This window comes from Microcystis sp. LE19-84.1B (assembly GCF_027531875.1).
GTDB classification, from domain to species: domain Bacteria; phylum Cyanobacteriota; class Cyanobacteriia; order Cyanobacteriales; family Microcystaceae; genus Microcystis; species Microcystis panniformis.
In genome coordinates, this window is the sequence record NZ_JAPZSR010000467.1 from 1 (window position 1) to 5091 (window position 5091).

Below are 5091 nucleotides of genomic sequence, written 5' to 3' on the forward strand. Positions count from 1 at the left end.
GGATTGAATCTTTTCAGAGGTTTGGGTTTTCTCTCAATAACAGAGGGACAGATGTGGTTAGCTGAACGTTGGGAAAAACTGATAGTTTTATCGACGTAAGAAGCAGAAAAATTAGCTAAATTAACAGGATGTACTCTCAGACAATTTGAAGAGAGATAGGCTTTTAGTGGCTTGGGAACAAGCTTTATCAATTTATTCATAATAAATTTGGCAGAGGATTAAATATTAGTTATTGTGACTAACTCTTTTGATTAGAAAAAGATAAACTTGAGAATCTTCGGTCAAATTTATTGACTCAAAATCAGCTGTAATTAATTTAAATGAAACAGCCCTACCCTTATCAAGGGGGGCAGGGGGGATCGAACCTAAAATCCATTTTTAATTTAATTATAACCAGCTACTTAAACTGAGCCTGACGACAAAAACAAATCTAGTCTTAAGCTTGACTTTTTTACTTTTCATTTAATCTAACTGTTCAAAGGGAACTGTCAGCGCCATAATAATCGATGGACTTCGATCGAGAACAGAAATTTTATGAGTTGCCAGCAAAAAAAGTCAATATGGGAAAATAAGGAGCTATTCAGTTGTAAAAGCAATATTTAAGCGAAAATTTATGAAAATCGCTATTTTATCGCAAGACGCTTCTCTTTATTCCACCAAGCGACTGAAAGAAGCGGGAGAAGCTCAAGGCCATGAGGTACGAGTGATCAATTATTTGCGCTGTTACATGAACATTACCTCCCACAAACCCACGGTTGTTTATAACGGTAAACCCTTGGAGAGTTTCGATGCGATTATCCCCCGTATTGCCGCCTCAAAAACCTTCTATGGAACCGCAGTCGTCCGACAATTCGAGGTGATGAATGTTTTTACTGCCAACGACTCGCAAGCAATTTCTCGGTCGCGGGATAAATTGCGTTGTCTGCAAATCCTCGCTCGGGAAGGGATAGGTTTACCGGTGACGGGAATTGCTCACGCAACTCAAGATATCGATGGTTTAATCGAAACCGTCGGCGGCACCCCTCTGGTGATTAAATTATTAGAGGGAACCCAAGGTATTGGGGTAGTCTTAGCGGAAACCGACCAAGCAGCCAAGTCAGTTATTGAAGCTTTTCGGCAATTAGAAGCTAATATTCTAGTACAAGAGTATATTAAAGAGGCCAGTGGGGCAGATCTGCGCTGTTTTGTCATCGATGGAAAAGTCGTAGCCTCGATGAAGCGACAGGGGGCCGAAGGGGATTTTCGTTCTAATCTTCACCGCGGTGGCAAAGCAGAAAAGATAAAATTAACCCCGGAGGAACGCAGTACAGCTATACGGGCCACTAAAGCCATGGGTTTACGGGTTGCGGGTGTGGACTTATTACGGTCAAATCATGGGCCTGTGGTTATTGAGGTCAATTCCTCTCCCGGTTTGGAAGGAATAGAAGCGGCCACTGGTGTGGATGTGGCCAAAAAAATTATTGATTTTGTCGCTAAAAATGCTCCCCTAGTCCTAAATCGCGATCGATATCAATATTAGCCGTCAGCCTTGCATCAGTTATCAGTTATCAGTTATCAGTTATCAGTGGGTAAGTTATCAGTCAGTAGTATTAAGCGATAAGCTCGGAGCTGCCTTTTTACTGAAAAAAATCTCCCCACACCATACACCCCCCCTTTGTGGGGGGGGCTGGGGGGGGTCACACCCCACTTCCCCACTTCCCCACACCCCTTAAACAGGATTTAGTATCAGTTAACAGTCGGCAAATACACGGACGCTATCGGGAATAATCGATAGTTTTACCTTTGTACCGATGTCTAATTGGGTGTTAATCGTTGTTCTAGCGTGGATTTGGCTGCCGGTGGCCGTTAGCAGGCAATAACGGTATTCCCGCCCTAAAAATTGGCGATCGCAAATAACTAGCTCTCCCGTCTCATCCGGCTTAATTTTGACATCTTCCTCTCTTAGCATCAATTCCCCTTTGTCCAAATCTTGACCATCGGCAATTTCCCAGACTCCTATCTCGGTTTGCCATTGTTCCCCCTCCCGTCTAGCGGGGAGAAAGTTAGCTTGGGTGACGAACTCGGCCACGAATCGCGAGGCCGGATGACTATAAATTGCTTCGGGATTGTTAATTTGTTCTAATTTTCCTTGACAAATGACCGCAATTGTGTCACTGATCACCATTGCCTCCTCCCGGTCGTGGGTGACAAAAATGGCCGAGATACCAGTCGCTTTCAGGATATGACGGATCTCGTGCCGTAACCGTTGCCGTACCTGGACATCGAGATTACTTAAAGGTTCATCTAAGAGGATTAAAGAGGGTTTTGGGGCTAAAGCGCGGGCGAGGGCGACTCTTTGCTGTTGTCCTCCCGATAGCTGATGGGGATAACGTTTTTCTAGTCCTTGCAGTCCGACTAAATCTAAAGTTTCCGCCACCCTAGCGTTAATAGCTCTGCTCGATAATTTCTCCCCAGAATTTTTTAACCCGAAGGCGATATTGTCAGCAATGGTTAAATGGGGAAAAAGAGCGTAATCCTGAAAAACCATGCCCGTATTGCGTTTTTCAGGGGGAATAAAGGTTTTTTCGTCGGCAACTATTCGCCCTCCCAATTCAATCACTCCTTGAGATGGTTTTTCAAATCCCGCAATCATCCGCAGTAGAGTGGTTTTACCGCAGCCCGACGGTCCCAATAATCCGAGAATTTCGCCCTCTGTTAAACTAAAACTGATATTATCGACAGCTAGAGTAGTAGAAGCGGGAAAACGCTTGTTAACCTCGGATAAACGCAGAATGACAGACTTTTTCATGGTGGGAAAGACAATCGCCCGGTCGGTGGCGGGGCCATTCACTTAAGAATTTTCCTAATTAGTTCACTATTATTGTTTATAACATCTCAAGGGACTAATTAGGAAACTTTCTCAAAAATTTCATGCTCACACCTGAAGATATTATTCTCGTTCCCCGGGGGGCCGAGCATAGCTCAATCCGCCGAGGATTAAGGAACATCGGCGATTTAGCCCCGCAAATTATCCCGATTAACCTTGGCGCTCCAGAATTCCTCGACAGTTCCTCAGTCTCTGGGCAATCTCTAGAATTTCTTAATAAGCTCACGGGAAAAATTGTGCTGATGGGATTAGCGGGCAGTCTCAGCGATCGCTATCGGGTCGGAGATGGGGTAATCTATCAAGGTTGTGGCGCGGAAACGGGGAATTATTGGCAGTGCGAACCGGAAATAACCGCAGAAATCGCCCAATTAACCGGATATAGTCTTGTTAAAGGTTTAACCAGCGATCGCCTGATTAGCCGATCCGAGGAAAAACGACGTTTAGGACAGGGGGGCTATGAAGTGGTAGATATGGAAGGATCAAGGATTTTAGCGGCTTTAGCGGGGCAAAAAGTGGCAATTGTGCGCGTGATTAGCGACGAGGTGACACAGGATTTACCCGATTTAACCCCGGCAATTGATAATCAAGGTCAGCTGCTACCATGGCCCCTCGCTCGACAAATGTTAATCCGTCCTGTCCCGGCCTTCCATTTGATTCAAGGTTCCCTAAAAGGTTTATCCGTACTAACTCAGGTGGTGCGAAAGTTGTGCGGCAGTAATTTTTAAAAGTTGCTTGCAGATTATTTTTTTTCTGTGCTATAATGGTTAAGCTAAAATCAAGCGGATGTGGTGGAACTGGTAGACACGCACGTTTGAGGGGCGTGTGGCTTACGCCTTGCGAGTTCGAGTCTCGCCATCCGCATAAACTTTTATCTGCCCTCTGACGAGAATTGCCCTTGTCACCTTGAATGTTGACAGGATACCACCGTTATACTATTAGGGGTCGAGAAGGTCGTCGCCGACCTCCCCTCCCATTCAGAACCGTGCATGAGACTTTCACCTCACACGGCTCCTAGTTTGACTGTTCCCTTGTTAGGGATACAACTTGACTTCTTTTGGTTGACCTTGTATTATCTGCATTAACATCGGGTGATGTCGAATTAGATGATTTTAGGCTTTCCATCTGATGCCGATTTATCATCGTGACAGTGGCGGTGTAGTAATTGAAGGTTCTTGTATTCATCCTTTCCGCCTAAGCTTATTGGGTGAATGTGGTCAACTTCAATTAAGTCCGATGGGGTGAAATACTGCACGCATCGGCTACACTTGCCTTGTTGCTTCTTAAGTAGTTTGGCTACTCTCGTAGGTGTGTCAATTGCTTGTCCTCGTCTGGTCGCCCAGTAAGTCCAATTTCCGTCGTAAGGTGATGCGTCGGCGCGTACTAGGGTATGTCTGACAATTGGTGTCCAATTATGTTTCCATAATTGATAACCATCTTTGGTTTTAAATAACCAAGATTCGTGTCTTTCTTTCCCATTGCTAAGTTTAACTGTACCCGGTTTAAAGTAGTTTCTCAGCTTTTCGTAGTCCGCTTTACCGCATCTTGTTGCCGTCCATGCCCTTAGCATTAACCAGATTGTATGGTCTAGTTTATTGAAGGTATCTTTAGATACTACTCCTGAGTAGTAGTTAGCCCAACCTCTAATGATTGGGTTTAGGTGACTAATCAGGGCTGATTGAGGTGTTGTTTTATGTTTTTTAATTACACCTTTAATCGCTTCTGTGTGGGCTTTAACTGCTTTTTGGCTAGGTTTAATATGGGTTAGAAATGTTTTAGGTATTCCTCTTGTTATTTTACCTGCTTTGTATTTTCCGGCTGGGTATTGTCTGATATTGAAACCTAGAAAATCAAAACCGGGTTCTTCTATTTTCCCATTGTACTCAATGGGGTTAAGTGTGTGACACACTCTGGTTTTTTCTGGTTTGAGTTCTAATCCTATCGGTTTTAACCATTCGGAAATGGCAGTTTGGCACTGTTCAATAATTTCTAGTGATGGTGAAATCACTACAAAGTCATCAGCGTATCTTATTAAAACAGCTTGATTTATATTATTCTTTTTGGGGAATAGTGTTTCAATCAGTCTAGCCATTCCATCCAGTGCGATGTTGGCTAGTAGTGGACTTATTACCCCTCCTTGTGGTGTCCCTGTTTCTGTTTCTTCAAATATGCCGTTATCCAATACTCCTGCTTTAAGCCATTGTTTAATGTCTCTTTTCAGGGAACTT

At 44.0% G+C, this 5091-nt stretch carries 4 protein-coding genes, 1 tRNA gene and 1 pseudogene; 3 read left to right on the forward strand and 3 right to left on the reverse strand.

The window, feature by feature from the left end:
* Positions 1 to 200 (reverse strand): hypothetical protein (locus O9324_RS25935; protein WP_288141710.1); only part of this gene is annotated, 200 nt, incomplete at its 3' end.
* A gap of 413 nt (positions 201 to 613) precedes the next feature.
* Between O9324_RS25935 and rimK the strand changes: the two genes are divergently transcribed.
* Positions 614 to 1519 carry a 30S ribosomal protein S6--L-glutamate ligase gene (gene rimK, locus O9324_RS25940; protein ID WP_288141707.1) on the forward strand — a complete coding sequence of 302 codons (906 nt, stop codon included), beginning with the start codon at positions 614 to 616 and terminating at the stop codon, positions 1517 to 1519.
* A gap of 210 nt (positions 1520 to 1729) precedes the next feature.
* On the opposite strand, the gene O9324_RS25945 is transcribed toward rimK, so the two are convergent.
* Positions 1730 to 2788 (reverse strand): ABC transporter ATP-binding protein, encoded by a 1059-nt coding sequence (locus O9324_RS25945; RefSeq protein ID WP_287627695.1) that lies wholly within the window; start codon positions 2786 to 2788, stop codon positions 1730 to 1732.
* A 122-nt stretch (positions 2789 to 2910) separates the two neighbouring features.
* On the opposite strand from O9324_RS25945, the gene O9324_RS25950 reads away from it, so the two are divergent.
* Complete coding sequence (locus O9324_RS25950; protein WP_288141708.1) at positions 2911 to 3591, forward strand: nucleoside phosphorylase-I family protein; 681 nt, start codon at positions 2911 to 2913, stop codon at positions 3589 to 3591.
* 54 nt (positions 3592 to 3645) lie between these two features.
* Positions 3646 to 3727, forward strand: a tRNA-Leu gene (locus tag O9324_RS25955).
* A gap of 150 nt (positions 3728 to 3877) precedes the next feature.
* Here the strand turns inward: O9324_RS25955 and O9324_RS25960 are convergent.
* Positions 3878 to 5091 (reverse strand): annotated as a pseudogene (locus tag O9324_RS25960) (group II intron reverse transcriptase); the annotation flags it as partial.